Source organism: Desulfurobacterium atlanticum, from assembly GCF_900188395.1.
Lineage (GTDB): Bacteria > Aquificota > Aquificia > Desulfurobacteriales > Desulfurobacteriaceae > Desulfurobacterium_A > Desulfurobacterium_A atlanticum.
This window is the reverse complement of sequence record NZ_FZOB01000015.1, coordinates 16,373-41,147: the sequence shown is the minus strand read 5'-3', so window position 1 is coordinate 41,147 and position 24,775 is coordinate 16,373. Positions and strand designations below refer to the sequence as shown.

The 24,775-nt window shown below is 35.3% G+C and carries 29 protein-coding genes and 1 CRISPR repeat array; of the genes, 14 read left to right on the top strand and 15 right to left on the bottom strand.

The window, feature by feature from the left end:
- Positions 1–62: 62 nt before the first annotated feature.
- Positions 63–2,027: direct repeats of the CRISPR family, unit length 30 nt; unit sequence GTTTTAAGCGTACCTCTAAGGAATTGAAAC.
- Positions 2,028–2,042: 15 nt separating this feature from the next.
- Complete coding sequence (locus CHB58_RS08395; RefSeq protein WP_089323663.1) at positions 2,043–2,300, top strand: hypothetical protein; 258 nt, start codon at positions 2,043–2,045, stop codon at positions 2,298–2,300.
- A 79-nt stretch (positions 2,301–2,379) separates the two neighbouring features.
- Here the strand turns inward: CHB58_RS08395 and CHB58_RS08390 are convergent, their stop codons facing one another.
- The 4 genes from CHB58_RS08390 to CHB58_RS08375 form a co-directional block, all read right to left on the bottom strand.
- The gene (locus tag CHB58_RS08390; RefSeq protein WP_089323662.1) at positions 2,380–2,601 is read right to left on the bottom strand and encodes a hypothetical protein; all 222 of its coding nucleotides are present in this window, start codon (positions 2,599–2,601) and stop codon (positions 2,380–2,382) included.
- Positions 2,602–2,696: 95 nt separating this feature from the next.
- A complete protein-coding gene (locus CHB58_RS08385; protein WP_089323661.1) occupies positions 2,697–2,915 on the bottom strand; it encodes a hypothetical protein in 219 nt (72 codons plus the stop codon).
- 149 nt (positions 2,916–3,064) lie between these two features.
- Positions 3,065–3,343 (bottom strand): hypothetical protein, encoded by a 279-nt coding sequence (locus tag CHB58_RS08380; RefSeq protein WP_089323660.1) that lies wholly within the window; start codon positions 3,341–3,343, stop codon positions 3,065–3,067.
- Positions 3,279–3,872, bottom strand: coding sequence for a hypothetical protein (locus CHB58_RS08375; RefSeq protein WP_089323659.1), 594 nt, complete (start codon positions 3,870–3,872; stop codon positions 3,279–3,281). Before CHB58_RS08375 ends, CHB58_RS08380 begins: the two co-directional genes overlap by 65 nt.
- Before the next feature lie 328 nt (positions 3,873–4,200).
- On the opposite strand from CHB58_RS08375, the gene CHB58_RS08370 reads away from it, so the two are divergent.
- The 5 genes from CHB58_RS08370 to CHB58_RS08350 are packed head-to-tail and all read left to right on the top strand — an operon-like array spanning position 4,201 to position 8,700.
- Complete coding sequence (locus CHB58_RS08370) at positions 4,201–4,962, top strand: HAD-IIB family hydrolase (protein ID WP_219350111.1); 762 nt, start codon at positions 4,201–4,203, stop codon at positions 4,960–4,962.
- The gene (locus CHB58_RS08365; protein WP_089323657.1) at positions 4,937–5,782 is read left to right on the top strand and encodes a glycerate kinase type-2 family protein; all 846 of its coding nucleotides are present in this window, start codon (positions 4,937–4,939) and stop codon (positions 5,780–5,782) included. Before CHB58_RS08370 ends, CHB58_RS08365 begins: the two co-directional genes overlap by 26 nt.
- Before the next feature lie 29 nt (positions 5,783–5,811).
- Positions 5,812–6,228: an MOFRL family protein gene (locus CHB58_RS08360; protein ID WP_143341021.1), complete on the top strand. Its 417-nt coding sequence runs from the start codon at positions 5,812–5,814 to the stop codon at positions 6,226–6,228.
- Positions 6,225–7,487: a glycosyltransferase gene (locus CHB58_RS08355; RefSeq protein ID WP_089323655.1), complete on the top strand. Its 1,263-nt coding sequence runs from the start codon at positions 6,225–6,227 to the stop codon at positions 7,485–7,487. The genes CHB58_RS08360 and CHB58_RS08355 overlap by 4 nt, the downstream gene beginning before the upstream one ends.
- On the top strand, positions 7,480–8,700 hold the full coding sequence (locus CHB58_RS08350) for a glycosyltransferase family protein (RefSeq protein WP_089323654.1): 1,221 nt from the start codon (positions 7,480–7,482) through the stop codon (positions 8,698–8,700). The genes CHB58_RS08355 and CHB58_RS08350 overlap by 8 nt, the downstream gene beginning before the upstream one ends.
- Here the strand turns inward: CHB58_RS08350 and CHB58_RS08345 are convergent.
- The 7 genes from CHB58_RS08345 to CHB58_RS08315 all read right to left on the bottom strand — a co-directional run bounded on the left by CHB58_RS08345 (position 8,663) and on the right by CHB58_RS08315 (position 15,311).
- A complete protein-coding gene (locus tag CHB58_RS08345) occupies positions 8,663–9,649 on the bottom strand; it encodes a galactose-1-phosphate uridylyltransferase (protein ID WP_089323653.1) in 987 nt (328 codons plus the stop codon). The two genes, CHB58_RS08350 and CHB58_RS08345, sit on opposite strands and share 38 nt — an antisense overlap.
- Positions 9,650–9,732: 83 nt before the next feature.
- Positions 9,733–10,551, bottom strand: a complete 819-nt coding sequence (locus tag CHB58_RS08340) for a tyrosine-type recombinase/integrase (protein ID WP_219350110.1) — start codon at positions 10,549–10,551, stop codon at positions 9,733–9,735.
- A gap of 814 nt (positions 10,552–11,365) precedes the next feature.
- Positions 11,366–12,415 (bottom strand): M42 family metallopeptidase, encoded by a 1,050-nt coding sequence (locus tag CHB58_RS08335; protein ID WP_089323651.1) that lies wholly within the window; start codon positions 12,413–12,415, stop codon positions 11,366–11,368.
- A gap of 409 nt (positions 12,416–12,824) precedes the next feature.
- Positions 12,825–13,070, bottom strand: coding sequence for a hypothetical protein (locus CHB58_RS08330; RefSeq protein WP_089323650.1), 246 nt, complete (start codon positions 13,068–13,070; stop codon positions 12,825–12,827).
- 13 nt (positions 13,071–13,083) lie between these two features.
- Complete coding sequence (locus CHB58_RS08325) at positions 13,084–13,878, bottom strand: hypothetical protein (protein WP_143341020.1); 795 nt, start codon at positions 13,876–13,878, stop codon at positions 13,084–13,086.
- A 13-nt stretch (positions 13,879–13,891) separates the two neighbouring features.
- Positions 13,892–14,740, bottom strand: coding sequence for a hypothetical protein (locus CHB58_RS08320; RefSeq protein WP_089323648.1), 849 nt, complete (start codon positions 14,738–14,740; stop codon positions 13,892–13,894).
- Positions 14,741–14,753: 13 nt separating this feature from the next.
- Entirely contained in the window at positions 14,754–15,311 is a 558-nt protein-coding gene (locus CHB58_RS08315) for a hypothetical protein (RefSeq protein WP_089323647.1), read from the bottom strand.
- Between the two features lie 595 nt (positions 15,312–15,906).
- Between CHB58_RS08315 and CHB58_RS08310 the strand changes: the two genes are divergently transcribed.
- Positions 15,907–16,353, top strand: coding sequence for an HVO_A0114 family putative DNA-binding protein (locus CHB58_RS08310; RefSeq protein ID WP_089323646.1), 447 nt, complete (start codon positions 15,907–15,909; stop codon positions 16,351–16,353).
- On the top strand, positions 16,346–16,537 hold the full coding sequence (locus CHB58_RS08305) for a hypothetical protein (protein ID WP_089323645.1): 192 nt from the start codon (positions 16,346–16,348) through the stop codon (positions 16,535–16,537). Before CHB58_RS08310 ends, CHB58_RS08305 begins: the two co-directional genes overlap by 8 nt.
- Before the next feature lie 27 nt (positions 16,538–16,564).
- Here CHB58_RS08305 and CHB58_RS08300 read toward each other — a convergent pair whose 3' ends face one another.
- The 4 genes from CHB58_RS08300 to CHB58_RS08285 all read right to left on the bottom strand — a co-directional run bounded on the left by CHB58_RS08300 (position 16,565) and on the right by CHB58_RS08285 (position 20,163).
- Positions 16,565–16,840: a lipoprotein gene (locus CHB58_RS08300; protein WP_089323644.1), complete on the bottom strand. Its 276-nt coding sequence runs from the start codon at positions 16,838–16,840 to the stop codon at positions 16,565–16,567.
- Positions 16,837–18,294 (bottom strand): glutamate--tRNA ligase, encoded by a 1,458-nt coding sequence (gene gltX / locus CHB58_RS08295; RefSeq protein WP_089323643.1) that lies wholly within the window; start codon positions 18,292–18,294, stop codon positions 16,837–16,839. Before gltX ends, CHB58_RS08300 begins: the two co-directional genes overlap by 4 nt.
- 28 nt (positions 18,295–18,322) lie before the next feature.
- On the bottom strand, positions 18,323–19,357 hold the full coding sequence (hrcA, locus tag CHB58_RS08290) for a heat-inducible transcriptional repressor HrcA (RefSeq protein WP_089323642.1): 1,035 nt from the start codon (positions 19,355–19,357) through the stop codon (positions 18,323–18,325).
- Between the two features lie 62 nt (positions 19,358–19,419).
- On the bottom strand, positions 19,420–20,163 hold the full coding sequence (locus tag CHB58_RS08285) for a methyltransferase domain-containing protein (RefSeq protein WP_089323641.1): 744 nt from the start codon (positions 20,161–20,163) through the stop codon (positions 19,420–19,422).
- Between the two features lie 44 nt (positions 20,164–20,207).
- Here CHB58_RS08285 and ispG point away from each other — a divergent pair, with 44 nt between their 5' ends.
- Genes ispG through CHB58_RS08255 form a run of 6 tightly spaced genes read left to right on the top strand, consistent with a single transcriptional unit; the run spans position 20,208 to position 24,771 of the window.
- Complete coding sequence (gene ispG / locus CHB58_RS08280) at positions 20,208–21,290, top strand: flavodoxin-dependent (E)-4-hydroxy-3-methylbut-2-enyl-diphosphate synthase (RefSeq protein ID WP_245807373.1); 1,083 nt, start codon at positions 20,208–20,210, stop codon at positions 21,288–21,290.
- Positions 21,265–21,600, top strand: coding sequence for a dihydroneopterin aldolase (locus CHB58_RS08275; RefSeq protein ID WP_089323640.1), 336 nt, complete (start codon positions 21,265–21,267; stop codon positions 21,598–21,600). Before ispG ends, CHB58_RS08275 begins: the two co-directional genes overlap by 26 nt.
- Entirely contained in the window at positions 21,593–22,672 is a 1,080-nt protein-coding gene (locus CHB58_RS08270; protein WP_089323639.1) for a GGDEF domain-containing protein, read from the top strand. The genes CHB58_RS08275 and CHB58_RS08270 overlap by 8 nt, the downstream gene beginning before the upstream one ends.
- Positions 22,669–23,229 carry an epoxyqueuosine reductase QueH gene (locus CHB58_RS08265; RefSeq protein ID WP_089323638.1) on the top strand — a complete coding sequence of 187 codons (561 nt, stop codon included), beginning with the start codon at positions 22,669–22,671 and terminating at the stop codon, positions 23,227–23,229. Before CHB58_RS08270 ends, CHB58_RS08265 begins: the two co-directional genes overlap by 4 nt.
- Positions 23,230–23,289: 60 nt before the next feature.
- A complete protein-coding gene (locus CHB58_RS08260; RefSeq protein WP_089323637.1) occupies positions 23,290–24,357 on the top strand; it encodes a H(2)-dependent methylenetetrahydromethanopterin dehydrogenase-related protein in 1,068 nt (355 codons plus the stop codon).
- Between the two features lie 33 nt (positions 24,358–24,390).
- Positions 24,391–24,771 carry a roadblock/LC7 domain-containing protein gene (locus tag CHB58_RS08255; protein ID WP_089323636.1) on the top strand — a complete coding sequence of 127 codons (381 nt, stop codon included), beginning with the start codon at positions 24,391–24,393 and terminating at the stop codon, positions 24,769–24,771.
- Positions 24,772–24,775 lie beyond the last annotated feature (4 nt).

Here is a 24,775-nt window from a genome sequence, read left to right as displayed (position 1 = left end):
AAGCGTACCTCTAAGGAATTGAAACTATTTGGATTTTTTGTTGTTGGTAATATGTTTGTATAGTTTTAAGCGTACCTCTAAGGAATTGAAACTATCGTTGAGGCAGCAAAAAACTGCTTCAACGATAATAGTTTTAAGCGTACCTCTAAGGAATTGAAACATAATGAAAACCTCCCTTCCTGCATGAAGGGGAAGGGGTTTTAAGCGTACCTCTAAGGAATTGAAACTAACAATTTTTGCATATAATAATATTTTCATATTCATGTTTTAAGCGTACCTCTAAGGAATTGAAACTTGACCCTGAAGGTGAAAAAGTGCATAAAAATTTCTATGTTTTAAGCGTACCTCTAAGGAATTGAAACTTGCCCTTCAAATCTGTAAACAAATGGTGCCCAAAAGTTTTAAGCGTACCTCTAAGGAATTGAAACTCATCTCTGTGAAGGTAATCATCAAGATAATCAATAGTTTTAAGCGTACCTCTAAGGAATTGAAACTCCATATAGTCAAAAACTATTTTTCTATCCTTCCTTGTTTTAAGCGTACCTCTAAGGAATTGAAACTCATCTCTGTGAAGGTAATCATCAAGATAATCAATAGTTTTAAGCGTACCTCTAAGGAATTGAAACTCCATATAGTCAAAAACTATTTTTCTATCCTTCCTTGTTTTAAGCGTACCTCTAAGGAATTGAAACTCATCTCTGTGAAGGTAATCATCAAGATAATCAATAGTTTTAAGCGTACCTCTAAGGAATTGAAACTCCATATAGTCAAAAACTATTTTTCTATCCTTCCTTGTTTTAAGCGTACCTCTAAGGAATTGAAACTCATCTCTGTGAAGGTAATCATCAAGATAATCAATAGTTTTAAGCGTACCTCTAAGGAATTGAAACTATATATTCAAGTAAACAGTCAAGACATCCGTCAAGTTTTAAGCGTACCTCTAAGGAATTGAAACTTGTTTCAAGGACTTGGGACATAGTAATGCAAATAGTTTTAAGCGTACCTCTAAGGAATTGAAACTTTCATATTCAGCAAGACAGGATATATCAAAATGAGTTTTAAGCGTACCTCTAAGGAATTGAAACAATTATAACTATAATAACTTTTCCATATATTATTATATGTTTTAAGCGTACCTCTAAGGAATTGAAACGCTGGATATATATTGACAAAGTTTCATTTTCCGCAAGTTTTAAGCGTACCTCTAAGGAATTGAAACAGTGACGATGGTAATCAAAAGTAAAAACAACTTCTTGTTTTAAGCGTACCTCTAAGGAATTGAAACTCCTTTTGTTGAACAAACTACTTTTTCATTGCAAAAGTTTTAAGCGTACCTCTAAGGAATTGAAACTAGATGAGGCTCAGAGATGGCTTGGTGTGAAGAAAAGGTTTTAAGCGTACCTCTAAGGAATTGAAACAAACAAAGGAGGTAAAAGATGGAAAAGATGGAAAAGAGGTTTTAAGCGTACCTCTAAGGAATTGAAACGAATATTATTGGGGAGTGGTGAATGGTGTTATTCGGGGAGTTTTAAGCGTACCTCTAAGGAATTGAAACACTTTTGTCTTTGTGCTCTTATTTCATATTCAGCAAGGTTTTAAGCGTACCTCTAAGGAATTGAAACTCTTCCCACTTATCCTGCTGCAGTTTACCTTCTATTAAGTTTTAAGCGTACCTCTAAGGAATTGAAACATATAAGGAATTCCTCATATAAGTTTAGCTCTCTGAGGTTTTAAGCGTACCTCTAAGGAATTGAAACTATAACAATAGTGATGGTGTATTCTTTTTTGACGATGGTTTTAAGCGTACCTCTAAGGAATTGAAACATCCTCTGTTGCAGTTTTTATGACGGCAACAGCACCAGCGAGTTTTAAGCGTACCTCTAAGGAATTGAAACTGCTCACGTTGTCGTTTTCCTCGCTACCAATGAAAGGTTTTAAGCGTACCTCTAAGGAATTGAAACTCGATTTTGACAATTCCGTAAGATTATCAGTACCATGTTTTAAGCGTACCTCTAAGGAATTGAAACAATGATGGAGGAGCTATGGGACTTGAAACTGTTTTTGGATATTTTCTGGCTGGATGCGTGATAGCTGTAGTAATAGCTCTTTTTGTAGCCATTTTAAGCATTGCTCTTTCTCCTGTTATCGGCGTTATATACCTCATAGCTGATTGGTACGAGAATAAATCTTCTGCTGGTAATCTCTCAGCTTCTCAAGAAGAAACTGAAGCCTCTTTAAAGGAATGTTTAGAAATTCACCGTAAGAAATTTTCAACTCCCTCATCGCAACAATGCCCCTAAAAGGAGACTTAGCCCGTTTTCTGAAAAACTGTGTAAGGAATTGCGAAGTTTTAAGCGTACCTCTAAGGAATTAAAACATTTATTCAGAAAAGCTTTGATAGGTTTCTTCTTTTGAAACATCAACAGCTCCAACACAGGTTTTAAGTTTCTCCCAACCGTATTTCTCAACTATTCTCTTTTTAGCCTCTTCTGGATTCCAGCTTGTATCAGGAGGAGCTATCAGGTAACCTGTTTTAGCAAAGGATTTCCACTTTGAACTTTCCGAAAATTCAAAAGTTTTTAAATTTTTAATGTCGGACATCTCAAGAACTTTTAAGCCCTTAATTCTCGGCGGAACTGCGCCTAAGAACGCAAGGTGGTGAAGATACCACTCTCCCTTATCGTTTGGTCTTAATTCTATTGACCACTTTTTATAAAGCCCAGGTCGTATGCCTCTTTGAGAATATCAGAAAGTTCAACACTTTTAATCCAGCCAAAAGCAGGCATATGGTCGGCTTTAAGATGTCCTAAGACAATAGGAACTTCATCTTTAAAATTCTTGGCAACTTGTTTTAGATGTTCTTTTTTTAGAATCTGACCGTTCCAGTTTCCAGCTCTGGCAAGTTCTATCCTCAATGCAGCCTCCAAAGGCTTTTGGTTGAGAATAGAACGAAATGAAAACAAAAGTGGCAGGATTGGTTTAATCAGAGGAAATTTTGAGGCGAAAAACGGGGGTTAGTTTAAGATTCAAGGGAAAAAGGAGAGAAAAGCAGAGATTGGCAGGATTAAGCTGTAGTTTGGGTAGATTCAAAAGCAAAGTTCTTAACGAGAAGCTCCAAATAAAAGATACCCTCTTTGCTACTTCCCTCGTGTTTTCTCAGTAGCTCACGAGCAAAGTTATCGGCCTCTATAAGTTGTTGAAGTTCATCAGGAGTGAGTTCACTCTTCTTTTCTTCTAATCTCTTTCTTACTGCATAGAGGAAAGCTGCGTCATCCTCTTCATCTGGTCTGAAATACTTTAATCCTACGGAGTATTCCTTCAAAAGCTCTTTTAACTTCCTCATTTGCCTTCATCCTTTTAATTTCTTCCATTTTAAGTTTACGCACTTCCAGCCATTTTTGCAAGGGAATTACCAATGGAAAAGCAGTTCTGAAGAAACCCTTAGAATCAATAGCAACAAGCCAATCCTTTGCTATCACGTAATGGACTCTGTGGAGTTTCCCTTTCTTGAATCCAATCAGCCTTACTTCATGCTCAGAAAGTATTTGACAAATTTTAACAGCATAAGCTAATGCAGGCTCTTTAGAAGGAAGATGCCCTTTCTCTAATCTTTCTTCAACATGGTGTTCAAAGCTTCCTTTCTTCCACAGCTTGGAAAACGAAGAAAGAAAAGATTCCTTTGAAGTAAAAGACAAGTCTTCTAATCTTTCCAACAAAAGCTTTTCTGCTTTCTCTACCTCTTCCCACTTTTCAATCAACTCTTTTACTTCCTCCCACTCTGGACACTCATCAGCAAAGTTATTCTGGCAGGGGTTTTTAGCCTTTTCAAGAATCTCCTCGTGAATTCCGTAATTAACAGCCCTTTTTGCCATAGAGTCTGCTAACTTCCACCAGCTATTTAACGGACTTGTCGTAAATCCTTCAGGAACCGGCGGAATGTTTTTCGGTTTTCATTTTCTTGCCGATAACAGTTGAGCAGCAGTTGAAATGATTAGGGGAAGATGCAATTTTAAGCGTGCTTTTAAGGAATTGAAACGTTAATAGATAGCAACCATAAAAAAGCTATTACAATACTTATTACGTATCCTGTCAAAAATATCCAGAAATTACCGCAATCTCCATAACACACATATTAGAAATTTCCTGAATATGAATTATGATAGAATTAAGAAAAATGAAACAGAAAGCAAAGGGGAATTTATGATTGCTGTTTTCACAGATCTTGACGGGACTCTTCTTGATAATAAAACATACTCCTTTGATAAAGCGAAAACCTCCATAGAACTTTTAAAGTCAAAAAACGTTTCGCTTATAGTGGTAACAACCAAAACAGCCGATGAAATAGAGGATTTTAAAAGACAGGAAATAGGAGAATTCTTCATTGTTGAAACAGGCTGCGAAATAATTGCACCTGATGAATGTTTCAAACTCGGAAAAGGATACAGACATGCAAGGGAAGTTCTTATAAAAATAAAAGAAAAGTTTCCTGTAAAAGGATTCGGAGATATGAGTGAAAAGGAAATATCTGAAATAACAGGGCTTTCTCTTGAAAACAGCAAAAAGGCAAAAAAGAGAAAATACACAGAACCTTTTATACCGCTGGGAGAGTTTGATTTACAGGAAGCAGAGCAAATAGCAGAACGCTACGGCTACAGGATTTACAGGGGAGGAAGGTTTTACCACATAGTTGATAAAGAGTGTGATAAAGGGAAAGCTGTTAAGTTTCTCATTGATAAATTAAAGAGGAAATACGGTTCTATCTTAACCATAGGTCTTGGGGACAGTAAAGTTGACGAACCTTTTCTTAAAATCATGGATATTCCTGTATTAATTCCTAAAAAGATCGGAATCTATGAGAAACTTGATGTTGAAAATGTAAGACTTTCTCCGTATCCCGCACCTTTGGGATGGGATTACAGTATAAAGGAGATTCTTAATGAACTTGAAGCAGGTAGCAGTTGAACTTTTTAAAGAAGGTATAAAGGCAGTCTTACCGGAAACTTTAATACCTGAGACGGTATCGCAATTTCCCCTTTCTATCTGTGGTATTCCACTCAAAAATGAAGTTTATCTATTTGGATGTGGTAAAGCATCAAAAAAGATGGCTGAAGCTGTCTTTCCTTTTATATCATCCTGTGTGAAAGGCGGTTTTATTGTTTCATCTGAAGGGGGAAAACTTGATAATGTAGAAATATTTGAGAGCGCCCATCCTGTTCCAGATAGTAGAAGTATAGAAGCTGGAAAAAGAATGATAGAAATGTTTAAACAGCTGAAACCTTCCCAGCAGTTTATTTTTCTTCTTTCAGGTGGTGCTTCAGCTATGGTTGAAGTCCCAGTTTCACCGCTCAGCTTTGAAGATATAAAAATCACCACAAAACTTCTTCTTGCCTGTGGAGCGGAGATAAAAGAGATAAACACTGTAAGAAAGCATTTATCACTGATTAAAGGCGGAAGATTATCCCGTTATACAAAAGCAAAAGGAATCGTTCTTGTTATTTCAGATGTTATCGGTGATGACCTTGAAACCATAGGTTCAGGACTTCTGTATAAAGACAGTACAACCTTTAAAGATGCAAAAAATATTCTTTTAAAGTATGGGATTTACAACTCTGTTCCGGAAAAAGTAAAAAATGTAATAGAGAAAGGAGTTTCAGCTAAAATTGAGGAAACACCAAAAACTGAGAATCCCAACATCAAACACTTTATTATTGGAAACAACAGAAAAGCCCTGATGCATATAAAAAACCTTGCAAAAAAAAGGGATTTAACACCTGCATTTTAACCTCTTATTTACAGGGTGAAGCGAAAGAAGTGGGAAAAGTTATGGCTTCTATCGCTACGGAATCTGCAGATTATGGAACGCCCGCTCCCGCTCCAGCTGTTATTCTTGCAGGAGGAGAAACAACAGTCACTCTCAAAGGGAAGGGAAAGGGAGGAAGAAACCAGGAACTTGTTCTTTCCGCATTAAAGATTATAGGTGATAGAAAGGGAATAGCTATTTTGTCAGGCGGAACTGACGGAATAGACGGTAACTCTCCGTATGCCGGTGCAGTTTGTGATAGCCAAACATTTAAAAATGCTCATAAATTAAACCTTGATATTGATAAATTTATTGAGAATAACGACTCTTCAACTTTTTTTGAAAGGACAGGCGGGGTTATAGAAACAGGAAAAACGGGAACAAACGTTATGGATATACTTATTATGGTTGTAGGAGCAGTCCGATGATAAAAATTTTCAAAAGATTTTCAACAGCTTTAAGAGAGCCTGTAAGAAGAGAAATAGAAAAAATAGTTAAAGCTGATATAATGGTTGGCATTCCAAGTTATAACAATTCAGATTCCATTAAGCATGTGGTTGAAACGGTAGCGAAGGGACTTCATCTCTACTATCCCGATTTTCGCTCTATTATTTTTGTATCTGACGGTGGTTCAACAGACGATACAAGAGAGATTGCCTGGGAAGCTGAAATTCCCTCAAAAAATATAACGAAACTTGTATCAATATATAGAGGTGTCCCGGGTAAAGGTTCAGCTTTAAGGGCTATCTTTGAAGCCTCAAAGTTTTTAAAAGTTAAAGCAACCGCTCTATTTGATGCTGATTTAAGGTCAATCAAACCTGAATGGGTTAAATCTGTTCTTTCTCCTGTGTTTAAAGGTTACGATTTTGTAGCACCGGACTATAAAAGATTTAAGTTTGACGGAACAATAACAAATACAATAGCTTATAACCTTGTAAGAGCTTTATACGGATATAGAATTCGTCAGCCTATCGGTGGAGATTTCGGACTTTCCTATAATTTAATTCACTCATACCTTGACGATGAAGTGTGGGAAACACCTGTTGCAAAATTTGGAGTTGACTCATGGATGACAATATTTGCAATAGTTAACGGATTTAAAATCTGTCAGACAAGACTTGGAGCTAAGATTCACGATGAGAAAGATCCGGCAGCAGACTTAAGTGATATGTTCAGACAGGTTGTTGGAACAATTTTTATGCTTATGGAAGATTATCAAGAATACTGGAAAAAGGTTAAAGGTTCTGTTCCTGTACCAACCTTTGGAGAGGAAATTGACGAAGAACCTCCGCCATTTGAGATAGATGTTGAAGCTCTTATAGATTACTTCAGGTTGGGCTTTAAAAATTTTGCTGGCGTGTGGAAAAACATACTTGAACCGGAAGATTTTAAGGTAGTTGAGTCTCTTTTAACTGCACAATCTGATAGCTTTAATCTTCCAACTGATTCATGGGTAAGAATAGTTTACAGATTTGCCGCGGCATTTCACAAAACACCGAGACAGAAGTTTAAACTTCTAAACATGATGATACCCCTTTATAACGCAAGAGTTGCAACAATAGTGTGTAATTTGAAAGATAAAGATGATGCTGCTGCTGAAAACTATTTTGAGAAACAGGCAAAGCGGTTTGAAGATTTAAAACCGTATTTAATAAAAGTATGGGAGAAAGGAGGAAAGAGTGGCTGATTTCTTTCAAAACGGGATAATTACAACTATAACCAAACTCAAAGAGAGACCTGTTGAAGAAATTGAAGCTGAAATACAGAAACAGATGGAGATTGCAAGAAGAAAGCTTGCTTTAATCCTTCCTGCACTTTACAGTGAATTTGAAAGAGAAGCTGTTTACACAATCCTGGAGGAACTGAAAAAAGCCACTTACATAGATAAAATAGTTCTTTCCCTTGATAAAGCAGATTTTGAACAGTTTAAAAAGGTTAAATCCATAGTTTCAGAACTTCCGCAGGAATCGGTTGTTATCTGGCAAGACAGTCCTGAAATTAAGAAACTTTATAAAGAACTGGAAGAAGCCGGATTTCCGGTAGATATAAGAGGAAAAGGTAGAGCGGTATGGCTCAGTATAGGATATGTTCTTTCTGATAAAGATGTTTATGCTATGGCTTTACACGACTGTGATATTGTAAATTACACCAGAGAAATTCCTGCAAGACTTTTTTATCCTATCGTTCTTTCTTCTCTGAATTATGAGTTTTCAAAAGGGTTTTATGCCCGTGTTCATGATAAACTTTACGGCAGGGTAACGAGACTTTTCTTTACACCTTTGATAAAAGCTTTAAAGCTTATGGACGGGAAGTATAATGAGTTTCTTGAGTACCTTGACAGTTTTAGATATCCTCTTTCTGGAGAGTTTGCCATGCTCCGATCCCTTGCAAGGGGACTTAAAATATCCTCAACGTGGGGACTTGAGGTTTCAATTCTTTCAAAAGTTTACGGTGTCACATCTGTAGAGAGAATATGTCAGGTTGAAATTGTAGAAAACTATGAGCATAAACATCAGAAAATTAAAAGGAGTGTCAAAGAAGGCCTTGGTAAAATGGCGAACGACATTGCTAAAACACTTTTTTTATGCCTTTCTGAAAGTGGACTTGTTTTATCTGAAGCGTTTTTCAGAACATTATTAACAACATATCTTAAAGAAGCTGCAAGAGCTATAGAGCGTTATAACGCAGTAGCTCTTTTGAACGGCCTTCCTTACGATAGACATTCTGAAATAGAAGCTGTTGAAATATTCGTTGATGCTATAAAAAACGCTGAAGCTGAGTTTATTGATGATCCTATAGATATTCCTTTTCTGCCTGCGTGGACAAGGGTAAGAGCGGCTATTCCTGATTTTGTTGACAGACTTAAAGCAGCTGTTGAATATGAGAACGAAAAAGTTTAGCAATCTCTTCTGGATATCGGGAGGAGATCAGTGTGCCCGTTGATATTTCAAAACCTGCATGAAAGGAGATTCTTGGAAAAACTCTTATGTGCCAGTGAAATATTCCATCATAGTTAAAAGGTGGAATAAAAAGAGCAAGGTTGTAAGGCGGGTTGTTAAAAACCGATACAAGAGCGCTGATAGCGATTTTTACGCTTCTTGCAACCTCTACCAGAAAAGTATCTTCAGTCTCTTCAAATGAGTGTATATGCTTTAATGGTGCAACAATAAATTCTCCCTCAAACTGAGGTGCAAACGACAGATAAGCAACAACATTTTCAGTTTTGAAAAACATTCTCTCTTCTTCAGAAATTTCCTGTTCTATCTCATCACACAGATAACAACCGTTATAGTTTTCAAACTGTTTACACAACGTTTTCTGAACCGAAGGAATAAAAGAGGTTGCAACTATTTGAGAGTGGGAATGGGAAAGACTGCAACCTGCTTCTTTTTTATAATTTTTGAAAATCTGGACATGTTTAATTTTTTTATCTTTTTTTATGTAAACTATCCTGTTTTTCCACGCTTTAAGAATGTAAAAAATATTCTCAACACTCATATCCTGTAGCTGTAAACTGTGTTCTGGAGTTTCTATAACAACTTCATGATATCCGTAAGCAGGTAATCTTTTGAAAAATCCCTTTCCATTATCCAAAAGTAAACCGTTTTCAACAGCAGGAAACTTGTTTTCAACAACTCTTACAATCCATCTGTTTCCCTTCTTTAATACCAGTTTCTCTCTCGGCGTAAGGTGTTCATTTCCAGCGTCAAAAGGACAGATAAAAGATTCCGAAGATTTTTCGGCGTAAAGTTTCTTAAAATCTGTAGGTCTTTTACCTCTGTCGGCAGAGATTAATGTCCATCTATCAAAAAGATAGTTGTAGCGAATTTCTCTATTTAGTCTTTCCATTTGTTAACTCTAAAATTTTATAATTTAAAAAATACAATAGCAGTGTCGCAACATTTACGATTATTAACCATAAAAACATACAGTTAACCACCAAATACAGTTTCTGCTACTTTAAACATAACATCGTCTCTAACTTTAGCATATCTTGCAGTTGTATTTGGTGAAGCGTGTCCGAGAAAAGCCTGAATCACCCTTATATCAACTCCTTTATCAACAAGAATAGTGGCAAAAGTGTGTCTTAATTTATGAGGATGAAGCTTAATTCCCGTTTTTTCGGCGATTTTATTAAAAATATACTTTGCTCCCTGATAGGTTAAAGGAAAGAGTATCTCTTTCTCTATAGAGTTTGCGTAAGTTTCAAGCTCTTCTGCAAACTTTGACGGAAGAGGGATAAATCTCTCTTTTCCACCTTTTCCAATCACTCTTAAAACTTTATACCCTTTAACTTTCAAAATATCGCTTCTTTTAAGAGAAAGAAGTTCTGAAATCCTCAAACCGCAGTAGAGAATGGTTTTCACCATTAAATAGTCTCTATAACATCTTTCTCTGGCAGCAGAAAGGATTTTATCAACTTCTTCATCAGTAAGAGCTTCAGGAACTTTTTGGTTTACCTTTTTTATTCTCAAAGAATTCTTTACAGGATTTGTCTTTATCATCTCCATATCAACAAGGAAATTGAAAAAAGAGTTTAAAGCAGAAATTCTCCTGTTTATAAGGGATGGACTGCAGTCCATATTACTTCTGAAAATCATAATGTCAGCAGTTTTGACAAATTCTACATCTTTATCTCCTATAAGATTTATGAAAAGGGCAAGGTCTTTTTTATACTCCTTAATGGTTCTTTCAGACAGCTCTTTTGATTTAAAGTTTAAAAATAGCTCCACAGCCTTTGAAAGAAGCATCAACCCTCCAGAGTATTGTGTATCAATGGCTACTCCCTTTAACAGGATTTTACCACTCACTATAACAAATGTCAATTTTCTATAGTGAGAGTGTTTGAAAATTCTCATTTGTTTCTAAAAGGTATTGAGATTCTTCGGCTGCAAAGCAGCCTCAGAATGACGAAGAAAGTCATCCTGAGGGCAAAGCCCGAAGGATCTCTTAAAGTTCATAGCCATTTTTCAAACAGCCTCATTTTCTATAGTCGGCTAAATCTCACTTTTTTGATCAGAAAAAAATCAATCATTTATAAAGGAACAAACCGAACACCCTATCTTGAAATTTAGTATAACCTGAAAGTTAAACTGATAATTTTAGTATAATTAACCGCAATATTTTATGGTTAACTGTTGCGATAACAATATATTTCCTCTATTTCTATTCCAGGAATACAAATATACTATGAAAAGTTAAATTTTAAATAAAGGGCAAATAAAAAGCTGTTTTAGTATTTTAGTCAATAATTGTTTACCATTTAATTTTATAGTTAACTATTTTAGGAGATAGAAGAAACTCTATTAGAGCTATAATCCTATCTATAAGACTTGCAGAATATTAGCAATATCATTCCTTTCAAATAAACAAGTCAGGTGATCCCAAGATGCTTTTTTTTCAACATTGAAAGGGAAAGTTGCTTCTCCTTTGCTATTAATCATTAAAATCTATAGTTAACAACTATTGGAAACTTAAAACAACTTTCCTAAATAACGACTTCCTAAAGTAAAAATCCAAAAAGCAGGAGAGAAGCCCTCTCCTGTTAACCATTTGTTTTTATGGTTAATTTTTAGTGAACTTCTCTATTACTTTTAAAAACAGCTTTGCGGTATTTTCAAGGTCGGATATCTCTATCACTTCCACAGGAGTATGAATATATCTTGCAGGAACAGAAATAACACCTGTTGGAATACCTTCTTTTGTAAGCTGAATAGCTGTTGCATCTGTTGTTCCGCCGTCTCCTACTTCATACTGAACAGAGATACCGCTTTCTTCAGCAGCTTTTTTAACAAGTTTTACAACATCAGGATGGGAGATTAATCCTCTTCCTGCAGCATCAACAATGCCAAAAACAGGTCCTTTTCCCATTTCAACAGGAGCATCTTCCATTGAAATTCCGGGATGATCGCCGCAGATAGTTACATCAACAGCAAATGCCATATCCGGATATATTCCAAAAGCGGAAGTCCTCGCTCCTTTTAATCCAACCTCTTCCTGAACAGTCCCAACAAGATAAACTTCACAATCAGGCTTTCTCTCCGAAAGCTCTTTCGCAAGGTAAAGTAAAATAGCACATCCCACCCTATCGTCAAAAGCTTTGCATGTTATTCTGTTATTTGCCAGAACGTCAAAGTCTGTTTTAAAAGTTATCCACGAACCTATCTCAATTCCCATTTTTTCTGCGTCTTCTCTGCTTTTTGCTCCAACATCTATGAACATATTTTCCGCTTTTATCAGTTTATTCTTCTCTTCTCCTTTCATCTTATGAGGCGGTTTAGAACCAAGAACTCCTATGTAATCTCCTTTCTCCGTATGAACTATAACCTTTTGATTTAAAAGCATCTGGTCGTTTATCCCCCCTATCTTCACGAACTTTAAAAATCCCTTATCATCAATATACTTGACCATTAAACCTATCTCATCCATATGAGCCGCTATCATAAGCTTCTTATTTCCACTTCCGATTCTTCCTATGAGATTTCCAAACCTATCAATCTCAACAGACTCACAATATTTCTCAAACTCCTTTTTCATATATTCTCTGACAGAATTCTCTCTTCCTGAAATTCCAGTTAAAAGAGAAAGTTTTTTGAGATAATCAACAAGCTCCATTCTAAAAGTCCTCCTATTCTTATTCTTCCAAGAAAGTATCGGTATATACAGTCACTATATTTTAACCGGCAATGAGATAAACAGTATTGATACCTATAAATATTAAACCTTTTATTTCATTTTCTACTTCCAACTCCCACTTTAGATTTCCGTCTTTGTCAAGTATATAAATGTAATACCTATTTCGCAAATGAACAATATCATCAATTATTTAACATTCTATATACTATTGAAACTCCCACTTTAAATTTCCATTTTTGTCAAAAGTTTTCAATTCTTTACCACCACTTACGAGCAGTAAATCATGTTCTTTACTGTAAAGCAAGAGTTTTATTTCAAATCCCTTATCCGGAAAAAAATGATTTCCCCCTCCCTGTTTTTTGAATCAGCAAGCTTTTCTATTACCTTTCTACACCCTGTTCCATACATGTCCTCCACCTGAAGGGCACTGGGTTGCATTGGGCCTTTGCTTTGCATAAACAAGAGTTCCACACTTTTTACACATAAAAGGAATCAATCCAGGCTTTGCAACGGTACTTCCGTCGTTCGTTAAAAGATTCCAGATATGGTTACCTCCCTGCGGACACGAACTTCCTGACGGTCCGGAAGCTGTTTCAATTACTGTTCCACATTTTCTGCACATGTAAAGCTTCATCTTCTCCCCCTTTTTACAGAAAAGATTTGATGTATTCGTAAACCACAACGAGTATCTTTATCTTCTCATTCCTTAAAGCATTTACCACATCAAAACCTATCAATATTCCAAAAACGATAACACAGTAAGAGATTATTATAAAAGAGAAGTTTCTTGAAGCCATAAATTTTAAAATCAAAAAAATGTAACCAAAGAAAAGAAGTTTTATATAAAAATCCCGGAGCAGAAATCCTAACAGCAGAGAAATTAAAAAATAAACAACTGCTAAAATTATCAACAGTATTCCAAGTTCTATAAAAAACTGTTTATCTATTTGATGAGCAAGAAGATTACTGTAAAGGAAATAAAACTTCTGGAAAATTAGATTTTTAAATTCTATAAATTTTGTCCATAACAGCGATGGAATCTGGGTAAACACTACATCCTGAATCTTTAATTTGAAATCAGTCGGTATAAAAAGAACAATGTGAGCCAGAAGTATTGACGGAACTGTAAGAAGAAGAAACTGTCCAAACGCCTGCGAGATAATCTCTTTTTTCTCTTTTTTATATTGTTCAACAAAAAACTTTGTTATCAAAAGTGCCATTATAAAATTTTTATCAGATATCCGCGGAAAGTTATCCACAACGGTTTTAAAAAGGGAATGAATTTTTGTTATCTTCTTTTTCGTTTCCGGATCAACAGGATACCTTATAAGAGATTTAATGTGATTATAAACATATTCAAAATGCTCTTTATTCCCTATATCCTTAGATGTTTCTTTAAAAGCAACTTCCACATCGTTAAAAAACTCTTTTAAAGCTTCCATTTCTTCTCCCAATTCAAATCTTTATACCTCTTTTCCTGGCAAGTTTAACTATCTTTTTTCTGTAATTTCTCCAGGGATCAAAAGAGGCAGAAAAATCTTCGTTTAATGAAAAGAACAGAAGTCCGGAATTTAAAATCTTCCTTTTAATCGGTTCTTCACCACCTGACAGTTCAAACATCTTATAAGGGAATTCAGCAATCTCTGCAATAAACCTTTCAGAAGCTGTTTTCCTGTCCAGAAATTCACCGTTCCTTACATTCTCCACAAGCACCTTTACGTAGGATGTTAAAGCTCTCAATCTTAAAAGCTTATAGTAAGTTCCTGTTGATTTCATAAGGAAAGGTTTTACCCTTTCCTCAAAAAAGTAGAAATTTTCCGCAGTTATCTCATACTGATAGAAATAGGGATAACTATCGGTAAGTTTTTTCATCATTTCATCAGCATAATTTCTGGCAAAAGTTATCTGCTCATCTTTTAGGTTCATAAGCTGCTCACGACACTGTTTTATTGTGGAAAGCTTCTCATTCAGGTATTTTTCCCAATCTTCTTGCTCTTTTTGTGCTTTATAACTGTAGTAAAATGCAAATCCCAAAGGAAGAACATTGTTGATAATAGCTGTAAAAAAACCCTCTTTTTTAGAGGATTTAAACGCCTCTTTCGTAACTGTAAAGTCAAGTCCCATCTCTATCAGTTTATTTACCTTCTCCTGAAGCTTCTGAGTCGTAAAAACAACAGATTTAAACCGGTCAAATAGAGTAAAATAGACAGACGAGTAAACTTCAAGCTTCTCTTCTATCTCCTGGAGTAGAAAGTCAAGTTCCTCCATCTTTTCACGGATGTTTACATTTTCCGTCTTTGTCATCATCACTACCCCATCAAGATGTAATTAGCTTCTCTATTATTGAAGTTGATCTATCAATTATGGTGTTGGCTCTATCAACTATCTCCATTTTCCTTGAGAAATTTTCCTGCTCGTTTTCTGAAAAGCTGTAATTCATAGCCCAGTCAATAAGCTTTAAGGCTATTTCCTTGAGAACCGATACCTGAATTCTCACAGTTTCTGTAATTTCTTTCACATGGGTGATTCGGAATTCGGTGTCTTTTATAATCTTTTCCATTTCTCCTTCAATCTGAAGTTTTTTAAGTTCATGTTCTCCGGTAATCTGAACCAGCTCTTTTAAATCCCCTATAAGAAGTCTTGTGTTTTGAAAAATTTGAGCAAGAGTATCAATTGAATAGCTTGCCGTCTTAATTTTCTCCACCAATTTTTCCTTTTCCCCTTCTTCACTTTCCTCTATTAGTTTTTCAATAACTTTTACCCGTTCTTCCATACTACTGAGAATCAGCTCCGGTATTTCATCTTTTGGAACTTTTAGGACAGTTACATCTTCTACCATTTCACAGTTTTTCTTTTCCTCAACTTTGTCCACCATGGTTACCTCCTTTAGACAGTTTTTTTTAGAGTCTGTAGAGATTTTAACAAGCAAAAATTTCACTCTTTTTCGGAAAATTCAGCCACTATAAAGTCTGATGCAGGATAGAGATTGATTACACGGTGCTTGAAGCATCCTACCCCTATAATATATAGGATTCTTATTTCTATTTATGGACTAACCTTCATTTTATCGGTTTTTTAGCAGCCAAATATCAATTAGTGCCTTGTATATCCAGTAATAAAGCAGATGCTGGTATAGCTTTGAAACCATAATGTTTTGTTATGGTTTTAAAATGGAAATCAAACATTGAAACTCTTTAAGCTACATGCAGTTAAACTTAAGGCTGTAACTAAAATCGGATTTTTTGTAAAAATAACTTCATGATTTCATAAAACTTCATTTGAAAAATTTAAAAAATGCACTACCCCTAGAAAAGTTGTAGAGCAATGAATATCTCCTTTAATTTTTCAGATGATTGTTTGAAATTTAAAACCATTAAATAACTCTATTATGGTTGCAAAACCATTGAACAATACAATTTATCCGTATAAAATTAATGTAGAAACAATAAAATGTTTCAGGAGTTCATAAGTTGAGAAAGTTAAAACATTTTAAGTTTTTCTTTTTTTCAACATTGAGAAGGGCAGAACTGCTAAAAAAAAGATGGAAGAAAAGTGTTTCTTCAAAGGAGAGTCACTTTTTAGTATTTAACGATTACCGTGAATTTTATAGGGTGTTTTCGCCAGAAAGAATAGATATACTTTACTTTTTGAGATATAAAGAAGGCATTAGCATATCCGAGCTTGCAAAAGGATTAAACAGAAACTACAAAAATGTTTATAACGACGTTAAAATCCTTGAAAGTTTTGGTTTTATAAAACTTGAGAAAAAAGAACGAAAAATTCTTATCTATCCGTTAGTTTCAACCATTGAAATAAAATTTTTCTTTACACCCGACAGACAATTTGAACCACCTTTTTTCAGCCTTACAATAGAAGAACTTTTTGCAGATATTCTAAAGGAGGAAAAGGATGATTAAAAAGTTTCTTTTTGACGGTCTTTTTAAAATACCCACTGATGGTAGGTGTCCAAAATGCGGTTCTTCTCTTGAAGCAAGGATAACTTTAAGCGGATTTAAAATCGTGTGCAAAAATCCTTTATGTTCCTATGAAGAGAAAGGCAAAAATACTTATTTTCAAGGAAATAAAAAGAACAAAGGATAAAGGGGATATCCCTTTATCCTTAGCAAATTACTTATAAAGCTCGTCAGCAACCTGACCGTAAGGAAGGTTTGGAGGCATTCTTCCAGCACTTACAAATTCCTTTACAGCATTCAGGAACTGCTCTTTGTCCTTGTGTTTTGCAAGAATCGTATCTTTTGTTACTGCCATATTACCGTTATGGCAGTGGGCACAGTTTCTGTCCCACAAAGGTGTTGCTTTTGTTGTAGTTTCCTGTTTTTGACCGCAGCCGGCGATGACTCCGACAGCTAAAACCACCGCTCCTAAAAGTAGCTTCTTTCTCATGGTTCTCTCCTTTTAAGTTTTGATATTGCATGATGAAGCCTTTTTATAACCCTATCCTTACCAAGGAGGGAAACCAGTATATCAAGCTCAACACCTTTCATTTTACCTGTAAGTCCCACTCTAATCGGCATAAAAAGATTTTTCCCTTTAACTTTCAACTCTTTTCCAGTTTCCTTAACAATCTTCTTAAAAATATCTCCGTCTATCTCATCAAGAGATTCAACTTTCTCAAGGAACTTTTCAACAACATTTAACCTATCTTCATCCATAAACTCGGCAGCATCTTTCTCAATCTCAAACTCATCTTTAAGGAAGGTTTCCATATAAGTTGGAGCATCGGATAAAACGGTAAGATAATCCCTTGTTACTTCTACAACCTTTTCAAGCCATTTTCTATCAAATTTTTCAATGTCAAAACCGGCTTTTTCAAGATAGGGAATTATAAGCTCTGTTAACTTTGAAATATCGTAAGCTTTTATATATTCTCTGTTCATCCAGTTTAACTTTTCAAAATTGAAAATTGCAGGAGAACTGTTAACATCTTTTATATCAAATCTTTCTATAAGCTCATCTCTTGAGAGAATCTCTTTTCCATCTTTTGGATACCAGCCAAGAAGAGCAATGAAGTTTGTAAATGCTTCAGGCAGATAACCTTTTTCTTTAAACTCTGCAACAGAAGTTGAACCGTGCCTCTTGGAAAGTTTACTTCTATCTTCACCAAGTATCATTGGAAGATGGGCAAACTCTGGAACTTTAAAACCAAAAGCTTCATAAAGAAGTATCTGTTTTGGAGTATTTGAGATGTGGTCTTCACCTCTTATAACATGAGTAATTTCCATCAGGGCATCATCTATGACAACCACAAAGTTGTAAACCGGCATTCCGTTTGAACGAACAATTACAAAATCTCCACCAAGCTGGTCAGCACCTATGGAGATAGCTCCCTTAACGAGGTCTTTCCATATAACAGTTCTATCCTGAGGAACTTTAAACCTCAATACAGGTTTTCTTCCCTCTTTTTTAAGTTTTTCTCTCTCCTCATCTGTTAGATGGCGACATTTACCGGAATATTTTGGAGGAAGCCCTCTTTTAAGCTGCTCCTGTCTCATCTTATCAAGCTCTTCTTTTGTGCAGAAACACTCATAAACAAGCCCTTTTTCTTTCAAAATCTCTATATACTTTTGATATATATCCATCCTTTTAGATTGCCTGTAGGGACCAAAATCTCCACCTTTTAAGGGCCCTTCATCCCAGTCAAGTCCCATCCATTTTAAAGCGTCATATATAACATTTACAGCATCTTCACTGTGCCTTTCTACATCTGTATCTTCTATTCTTAAAATAAATGTTCCGTTGTGATGCCTTGCAAAAAGATAATTAAACAGAGCGGTTCTCGCATTACCAACATGCATATACCCTGTAGGACTTGGAGCAAATCTTACTCTAACTGACATTACGCCTCCGAAAATTTAAGATGAAAAATTATAACACCTGATTGCCGTTTGATTTGCTTAAAATGTGAGATAGAGCCTTTGAAACGTTTTCAACCACAGGGATTATCTTACAATAATCCATTCTCTTTGGCCCCATTATTCCAACAAGTCCTGCATCTTTTGAGCGGACAGAATATTTTGCAGCAACAATACTGAAAGGTTCAAGAGCTTCAATCTCTGTATCTGTTCCAAGAATAACTGTTATTTTGTTGGTAGTATCAATAAGTTTTTCAAAAGTTTCAAGCAAAGTCTTTTTTTCTTCTAAAATTTTTATCAATTCTTGAAGTCTCTTTAAATCATCATCTATAACATTAAAAACGTTTGAAGTTCCTGTAATTTTAACGTCATTTACACTATTTACCATTTTTAATATCTGTGATTTAAGAGTAAAGGAAAGTTCAATAAACTCATTCTGTATTTTATCCATCTCCTCAATGATTTCTTTTTTCACCGAAGATAGCGGTTTTCCTTTAAACTTTGCCGTAAGCTCTCTTGAGATTTTAGATAAAAGGGATGTTTCAACATTTATCGGAAATATTTGATGGATTACATAGTCGGGCTCACAGGCGATAATTATTAAAACCTTTGAAGACGCAACATTCACCATAGAAATCTCTTTTACAATTAAAGCATCTATGGCAAAATTGATTCCAAGACTCACATAACCTGTTGATTTTGTCAAAAACTTAAGAACTGCATTAAATATATCTTCAAAGGAGTGCTTTTTTGAAGATTTGAGATAATCTATCAATTGGGCTGTTATCCCGGTATCAGTTTCTCCTGTAGAAAAAAGAAGATAGTTAATGTAGTATTTAATCCCTTCATCTGTCGGAAGCCTGCCAGCAGAAGTGTGAGGTTGATAAAGAAAACCCTTATCTTCAAGGTCTGCCATTACGTTTCTTATAGTTGCCGGACTGATACTCATAGAATACTTCTTTTGCAGTGTTCTTGAACCAACAGGCTCTCCTGTTTCTATATAAAGTTCAATTATTTTAAGTAAAATATCTCTTTCTCTTGGAGTCATCCTTATACCTGCATTAATTTTATTTTCCCGATTTATTAATTTATACCTTTTTAGAAAGTATCTCAATTTGCAATGGAAATTACTGTCAAAACGTTGTAAGTTATCGGAAATTTTCTGCTTTGCTTCCCAAAAAACATTTTAAAAGTTTTGTAGAACTCCTTTCCTGGATAAAAGTAAGTTTTTCTGTAAGGATTTCTTGCACCTATACCTGTAATCAGCTTTAAAGCTTCAGAAGGAGAGTCTTTTAAAACTGTGTAAGTTTTGATTTCTCTTTTCAACACCCTGAAGTTATACTTTCGCAGACAATAGATAAAAAGATTGGCAGAAGGAAATTGGAAAAGTTTATCCTGCTTTCCTTTATAAATAATAAAACTTTTCTGCCAGGCGGTAAAAAGCTCTGATAAACTACCTTCTACAGGAACGGCAAACCCAAAAATCCCACCGCTTTTAATGATTCTTGCCACCTCTTTTATAACTTTTTCAACATCCATCCACTGTAGTGCAAAATTTGAAACAACATTGTCTATACTGCTGTCCTCAAAAGGTAAATTTTCAGCATTACAGCAGACAACTTTCTTAACCCCATTCTCTTTCGCAAGTTCACACATTTTAGGCGAAATATCAAGGGCTACATAATCTTCAAAAAAACGGGAAAGCTCTCCCCTTCCCGCTCCAATGTCAAGAACAGAACCGGATATTTTTCCAAGAGAAAAGGCGAGATTTTCTCCGGAAAGTTTCTGGATGGTTGCAAATTTTTTATAATCTCTCGCACCTGTGGAGAAATTTTTAGCTATAATCTTTTTCATACAGAAAAATTTAACCCCTTAAAAGCTTTTGTGAAGAGGAAAAAGTGTGGATAAAAAAAAGAACAAGTAAAGTAATATATGTAGGCAATGTGCCTATCGGCGGTGAGAATCCCATTGTTGTTCAATCAATGACAAATACTTTTACAGAAGATGTTAAGGCAACGGTTAATCAGATAAAGGAACTTGAAAAGGTTGGTTGTGAGATTGTCAGGGTGGCGGTTCCGACAAAAGAAGCTGCAGAAAATATAAAGAAAATAAAAGAAAAGATCTCTATACCTCTTATTGCAGATATCCATTTTGACCATAAACTTGCAATTCTTTCAATAGAAAAAGGTACAGATGGAATAAGAATAAATCCGGGAAACATAGGAAGTCAGGATAAGGTAAGAGAAATTATAAAAGTAGCTACCGAGAGAAACATTCCTATAAGAATAGGTGTAAATACAGGGTCTTTACCAAAAAACATACTTGCCAAATATGGACATCCTTCGCCTGAGGCAGTTGTTGAAACCGCTCTAAATTACATGAAGTTTTTTGAAGATGAAGGCTTCACAAACATGAAGTTCTCTCTTAAAGGTTCTGACATAAGAACAACTGTGATTGCAAATGAGCTTTTTGCAAAAAAGTGTAAATATCCCATACATATAGGCATTACAGAAGCGGGAACAGTTCTCTCTGGAGCGGTTAAATCCGCCACAGGCATAGGAATACTTCTTTATAAAGGAATAGGTGACACATTAAGGGTATCTCTTTCATCTCATCCAAAAGTGGAAGTCAAAGTAGCTTTTAAAATTCTATCTTCCCTCGGCTTAAGAAAAGTAGGGGTAGATGTTATTTCATGCCCTACTTGTGGAAGGTGTGTTGTTAATCTTCCAGAGCTGGCACTTAAAATTGAAGAAGCTCTTGAACATATAAAAGCTCCTGTGTCTGTTGCAGTAATGGGCTGTGCAGTGAACGGGCCTGGAGAAGCATCCTTTGCAGATGTAGGGATTGCAGCTGCGGGAAACACTTTTATTCTTTTCTCACAGGGTAAAATAATAGGAAAATATCCCGAAAAAGAAGTTGTAGAAAAATTGATAAAAGAGGTTGAGAGGGTAGCAGTTGAAAAAAGTAACTGTATTTATTAGAAAATGTAAATTACATATCAGATGTGGCGTATATGAGGAGGAGAGAAAACTTGGAGTTGAAGTTGAAGTTGATATAAAAGTTTTATCGGAAAAATTTGTTGATTATCAGGAGCTTTACAACCTTCTTGTAAGAACTTCTAACGAAGAGTTTATCTACCTTGAAGATTTTACAGAAACAGTTATTAATAATATTAATAGAAAATGGAATTGCGAAAAGATTGAAATAACAGTTTCAAAAAGAAGTTTACCCTTCCAGAACTCTATGGAAGCAGCCGGTATAAACGTTGTATGGGAGAAGAACAATGAGTAAAGAAAGAATATCCTGCAAACTTATGGAAAAAATAAACAACGGAGAACCTTTAACTTCAAAGGACTTTCAAAATATAACAGCAATAGCAAAAGAAGAGATAAAATTTTTATCAAGAAACAACATTCCCCTAACTCCGTTTAATTATTATATGTGGTTTGAAATCTTCTGCTATATTTATGAATCTGGAAAAGAATATTCAGACCCTGAAATCATAGGGCTCTTCAAAGAGAAATATCCTGATGAGGATATAATCAAAGAAACCATACTCAAAATAAATAAGGCAGATAGGGAAATCGTTTCTAAAATAGCTTCAGAAATAGAGAAAGAACTTTCAGAAGTTCTAAAAAGTCTTGAAAATCACAACAAGCTGCTTGAAAAAAAGAGCAGAGAATTTAAAAAAACAATAGAAACTGCAGATACTAAGGGTATAAAACTTCTCCTGGAATCTGTTCTAAAAAACATAGAAGAGATAAAAAAACAGAACTGCTCTTTAAAGGAAAAACTGCAAGAATCAAAAGCGCAGGTAGAGAAACTTTCTGAAAAATTAAAAGAGACCGAAAAAAATGCACTAATAGAATTCCTAACATCAATAGCCACAAAGAGTAGTTTTGAAAAAGTTTTAAAAGATATATTTAGAGATTACAGGGAAAGAAACTATCCTTTTGCTGTTTTAATGATAAAAATAGATAACTTTCCGAATCTTGTAAAAGAATACTCCAAAGAGATCACCGATACTATTCTTGATGAAATTGCAAGAAAGTTAAAAAAACTTCTCAGAGCCAATGATGTGATTTGCTACTACGACGACGGTATATTTGGAATTATCGTTCCAGGAACAACATTTGGACATGCCATAAGAATTGGAGAGCGTATAAGAAAATCTGTGGAGGAGTTGATTATTAAAGTCGGAGAAAGCGGGTTTAAAACAACTGTAAGCGTTGGAATTTCAGTTGCAAGGTCTGATATGCATGAGGATGAAATAATAGATAGAGCACTTAAAGCGGTAGAACTTTCAGAAAAAGCCGGCGGAAACACTGTAAAGACAGACCTTGATGTGGAGCTTGAGTCATGAAAAGGCTCCTTCTGCATATCTGCTGCGCGCCATGTGCATGTTATCCTATCAGGCTGTTAAAAGATGAAGGTTTTGAAATTACAGGGCTTTTTTTTAACCCAAATATTCATCCATATCAAGAATACTTAAAAAGAATGGAAACAGTAAGGCAATTGGAAGATAAAGAGAAGATTAAGGCGATATATCTGGATAGATACAATCTTGAAGAGTGGTTCAGGATGGTAGCTTTTAGAGAAATAAAACCTATCAGGTGCTATTTATGCTATCAAACAAGACTTGAAACTGCAGCAAGTGTTGCGAAAAAAGGAAAATTTGATTTTTTCACTTCCACATTACTTTTCAGTAAATTTCAGTACCATGACAAACTAAAAGAGATAGGAGAATTTGCAGGTAGAAAATTTAATATTCCTTTTTTATATAAGGACTTTAGAGAAGGATGGAAAAAAGGAATAGAGATTTCCAAAGAACTTAACTTATACAGACAACAGTACTGCGGATGTATATATTCAGAGAAAGAGCGGTTTTGTAAAAAATTGAAAGAATCTAAGCTTGTATAAAACATTCTTAATAATTGTGGTAGAATGAAGTAATATTAACCTTATTTTAAAGAGGTGCCTATGAAGGTTACAGTTTATGGATTTGGGAGTCTTAATTATTATTTAAACAAGCTAAGGGTGCCTGAAAGGCTTGGAGGCGAACCTCCTTACGGCGGTTCAGCAATGGCAATAGAATTTGCAAAAGCCGGGTATGACGTAACTCTCGCTGACCCACACCTTGAGAAACTCCCCCGTGAAATAGTTGATAAGGTTGAAAAAGCGGGAGTGAAACTTACAACAGATGATGTTGAAGCGGCTAAAGGTGCTGAAGTTGCAATCCTTTTTACCCCTTTCAGAAGTGGAATAACTTTTAAAGTTGCTGAAACAATAGTCCCACATCTTGCAGAGAACGCAGTAATCTGCACAACATGTACAATGTCAATTCTTGTTCTTAACTCTTATCTTCAAAATATAATATTTATGGAAGGAAGAGAAGATATAGGATTTTCAACAATGCATCCTGCTGCTATTCCAGGCACTCCACAGCACAAGCATTATCTTATAGCTACAAATGAACTTCTTAAAAAACCGATAGTAACACAGGAACAGATAGATAACCTGAAAAATCTTGCCATTGATGCTGGAAAGAAGGTATATCTTCTCCCTGCAGAACTTGTATCCGCTGTTGGAGATATGGGAATCATTACCACGGCGATAGCATTTACCGGTGCTGTTGAATACTACAGGATAGCAAGGGATGTTTTAAAGACAAAGCGTTCAATGACAGAGTTTCAAATAGCCCAATCACTTCAGGTTGTTTCAAGCATTGTTGCAAGATACGGGTTTGCAGGTCTTATAAAACTATTAAATGTTGATGCCATGAAAGATTCCCTTAAATCAATGATTCTTGAAAAAAATGAGCAACCACTTACAGTAACAGCTGTTGATATTCTTGAAAAAATAGGAGAACTTATCCCGGAAGTTCTTGAAGAAGCGGAAAAATTTGAACCTTCCGACTCTGTTTATATGTCCGCTCCATCACCAATGCTTGTTGAATATATGGAAGACCTTGTAGGAGACGATGTTTTAAAAGGAATTTTAAGAGAATCATGGAAAAAGTTCTATGAAGGTATATCTGAAAGAGATTAAAATTTTTACTGAAACAGTATTCCGGAGGTAATTATGGCAAGTAAAAGGGAAATGCTTGAAGAAATATTATCCGACCTTGCAGACGCTCTTGGCGCTGATATGCTCGGTGCTCTTGTTGCAACTCCTGATGGTCAGGTCGTTGTATCAACAATGCTTAAAGGAGGACTGAGTGCTGATAAACTTGCTGCCATGTCAGCTGCTGTGGTAGGTACATCTGAAAGACTTTCTAAAGTTGTTGAGGCCGGTGATTTTGAAGATGCCCTTATAAGGTGCTCAAAACAGAACATTCTTTCAAAGAAGGCTGGAAGAAGAGCTATTCTTGTATGTGTAATTAAAGCCGATGCCAATATAGGACTTTTAAACATTGAAGTTGAAGATGCGATAGAACGTATTAAATCTGTGTTGGGAGCTTAAAAGT

Excerpts from the sequence above, each read along its gene's own strand:
- CHB58_RS08340 (WP_219350110.1), bottom strand. The coding sequence starts at position 10,551 with ATGCTTCTTTCAAAGGCTGTGGAGCTATTTTTAAACTTTAAATCAAAA.
- CHB58_RS08305 (WP_089323645.1), top strand. The coding sequence starts at position 16,346 with ATGATTAAAAAGTTTCTTTTTGACGGTCTTTTTAAAATACCCACTGAT.
- CHB58_RS08325 (WP_143341020.1), bottom strand. The coding sequence starts at position 13,878 with ATGGAAGCTTTAAAAGAGTTTTTTAACGATGTGGAAGTTGCTTTTAAA.
- CHB58_RS08320 (WP_089323648.1), bottom strand. The coding sequence starts at position 14,740 with ATGACAAAGACGGAAAATGTAAACATCCGTGAAAAGATGGAGGAACTT.
- CHB58_RS08270 (WP_089323639.1), top strand. The coding sequence starts at position 21,593 with ATGAGTAAAGAAAGAATATCCTGCAAACTTATGGAAAAAATAAACAAC.
- CHB58_RS08380 (WP_089323660.1), bottom strand. The coding sequence starts at position 3,343 with ATGAGGAAGTTAAAAGAGCTTTTGAAGGAATACTCCGTAGGATTAAAG.
- CHB58_RS08285 (WP_089323641.1), bottom strand. The coding sequence starts at position 20,163 with ATGAAAAAGATTATAGCTAAAAATTTCTCCACAGGTGCGAGAGATTAT.
- CHB58_RS08370 (WP_219350111.1), top strand. The coding sequence starts at position 4,201 with ATGATTGCTGTTTTCACAGATCTTGACGGGACTCTTCTTGATAATAAA.
- CHB58_RS08265 (WP_089323638.1), top strand. The coding sequence starts at position 22,669 with ATGAAAAGGCTCCTTCTGCATATCTGCTGCGCGCCATGTGCATGTTAT.
- CHB58_RS08335 (WP_089323651.1), bottom strand. The coding sequence starts at position 12,415 with ATGGAGCTTGTTGATTATCTCAAAAAACTTTCTCTTTTAACTGGAATT.
- hrcA (WP_089323642.1), bottom strand. The coding sequence starts at position 19,357 with ATGACTCCAAGAGAAAGAGATATTTTACTTAAAATAATTGAACTTTAT.
- CHB58_RS08330 (WP_089323650.1), bottom strand. The coding sequence starts at position 13,070 with ATGAAGCTTTACATGTGCAGAAAATGTGGAACAGTAATTGAAACAGCT.
- CHB58_RS08395 (WP_089323663.1), top strand. The coding sequence starts at position 2,043 with ATGGGACTTGAAACTGTTTTTGGATATTTTCTGGCTGGATGCGTGATA.
- CHB58_RS08355 (WP_089323655.1), top strand. The coding sequence starts at position 6,225 with ATGATAAAAATTTTCAAAAGATTTTCAACAGCTTTAAGAGAGCCTGTA.
- CHB58_RS08390 (WP_089323662.1), bottom strand. The coding sequence starts at position 2,601 with ATGTCCGACATTAAAAATTTAAAAACTTTTGAATTTTCGGAAAGTTCA.
- CHB58_RS08375 (WP_089323659.1), bottom strand. The coding sequence starts at position 3,872 with ATGGCAAAAAGGGCTGTTAATTACGGAATTCACGAGGAGATTCTTGAA.
- CHB58_RS08345 (WP_089323653.1), bottom strand. The coding sequence starts at position 9,649 with ATGGAAAGACTAAATAGAGAAATTCGCTACAACTATCTTTTTGATAGA.
- CHB58_RS08365 (WP_089323657.1), top strand. The coding sequence starts at position 4,937 with ATGAACTTGAAGCAGGTAGCAGTTGAACTTTTTAAAGAAGGTATAAAG.
- CHB58_RS08260 (WP_089323637.1), top strand. The coding sequence starts at position 23,290 with ATGAAGGTTACAGTTTATGGATTTGGGAGTCTTAATTATTATTTAAAC.
- gltX (WP_089323643.1), bottom strand. The coding sequence starts at position 18,294 with ATGTCAGTTAGAGTAAGATTTGCTCCAAGTCCTACAGGGTATATGCAT.
- CHB58_RS08300 (WP_089323644.1), bottom strand. The coding sequence starts at position 16,840 with ATGAGAAAGAAGCTACTTTTAGGAGCGGTGGTTTTAGCTGTCGGAGTC.
- CHB58_RS08255 (WP_089323636.1), top strand. The coding sequence starts at position 24,391 with ATGGCAAGTAAAAGGGAAATGCTTGAAGAAATATTATCCGACCTTGCA.
- CHB58_RS08315 (WP_089323647.1), bottom strand. The coding sequence starts at position 15,311 with ATGGTGGACAAAGTTGAGGAAAAGAAAAACTGTGAAATGGTAGAAGAT.